Below are 1,418 nucleotides of genomic sequence, written 5' to 3'. Positions count from 1 at the left end.
GCCCAGGCCATGCAGCGCAGCCATTGATCGCGTTCGCTGGTGCCGACGGCGAATGGCAGGTGCCGCGCGCGCAGGCGCGGGTGGCCAAATCGTTCGACAAAGTGGTCCGGGCCGCCCATCCAGCCGCTCAAAAACCAGAACAGCTTGTCGCGCGAGCCGTCCGTGGTGGGCGGGTGCAAGCTGCGGATGCCGGCGAAATCCGGCTCAAGTTCCATCAGATCGTAAAAACGGTCCACCATCTCGCGCAGCTTGGTTTCGCCGCCGATCACTTCATACAGGGTGCGGGATTCTTCAGTCATAAACGCCATCATAGCGCAACGCAGTATTGATATGGATCAAGCTCGCCGCTGATATTGCTCAATTTGCTATTATTTGCTTGCATTATGAGAACTTGACTAGAATCAATTCGTTTCACTATGCAATTTTCCCCAGCCAAACTGATCCGACGCCTGCTGCGCCGCCATGACCCCGAAAGCATGGCCACGCTGCAGCTGCTGCTTTTGAGCTGGATGGGCATCGTCTGCTTTCCTTTTTTTTACGTGCTGTTCGTCTACGTGTTCCCGCAGCCATATGACAATGTGGCCGTGCGCGCAGTGGGCACTGCGCTCTGTCTGGGCGGCCTGCTGGCGAAACACTGGCCTCTGCGGCAGCGCCGGCACTACACCTTTCTCCTGCTGGTCTTCAGCCTGCCCTTTTTCATGAGCTACATGTTCCTCATGAATCACGCCAACGCGACGTGGACGCAGGCCCTGCTGGTGGCGCTGATCGGCCTGTTTCACTTTCCCGTCCGCATGGCCCTGCGCGCCTACGCCATCGGCACGGCGGCAGCCATCCTGCTTGCCCTGGCTGAAGGCGAGCGCGCCGTGCTGCTGTCCCAGCCCGTACTCCAGCTGCTGCCGATTCACTGGTTTATGATCGGCGTGCTGTGCGTGGCGCGCGTCGGCCGCCGCACGCTGGAACAGGTGAAGCTGAACGGCCTGGGTGAAGGCCTGGGCGCGGTAGCCCATGAGCTGCGCACGCCGTTGACCAGCATCGACGCCAATCTGCGAGGACTGGGGCGCATGTACCAGAGCGTCGCCAATCCCAATCCGGACGTCAGCCAGGCACTTACCCGTGCCCGGCATGAAGTACGGCATATGAATCATATGATCGATCTGTTTCTGCTGAGCGCCCGCGCCATGCGCAGCAGTCCMGATCCCGATGCCTCAGTCTCCATGCACCATACCGTCGATGAAGCGCTGCGCCGTTATCCTTTCACCAGCGAGACTCAGCGCGGGCTGGTGGTCACGCAGCTGCGCGGCGATTTCCAGTTTCGCGGCCAGCAGGAACTGGCGGTAGTCGTGGTGCTCAATCTGCTGCGCAATGCGCTACCGGCGATTCAGCGCGCCGGCAAGGGCCGGGTGCGCATCGTGGTGGAT

2 protein-coding genes are annotated in these 1,418 nt (G+C 61.0%); one reads left to right on the top strand and one right to left on the bottom strand.

Annotated features, from left to right (window positions below):
- Positions 1-299: group II truncated hemoglobin (locus AB4Z11_RS31715; RefSeq protein ID WP_442030149.1), on the bottom strand; the 299-nt coding region annotated here is incomplete at its 3' end.
- 117 nt (positions 300-416) lie between these two features.
- Here AB4Z11_RS31715 and AB4Z11_RS31710 point away from each other — a divergent pair.
- A partial coding sequence (locus tag AB4Z11_RS31710; RefSeq protein ID WP_442030147.1) for a histidine kinase dimerization/phospho-acceptor domain-containing protein occupies positions 417-1,418 on the top strand: 1,002 nt, incomplete at its 3' end.

Source organism: Pseudoduganella sp. RAF53_2 (assembly GCF_052113985.1).
Lineage (GTDB): Bacteria > Pseudomonadota > Gammaproteobacteria > Burkholderiales > Burkholderiaceae_D > Rugamonas.
The sequence above is the reverse complement of the archived record's forward strand: the minus strand, read 5'-3'. Positions and strand labels throughout refer to the sequence as shown.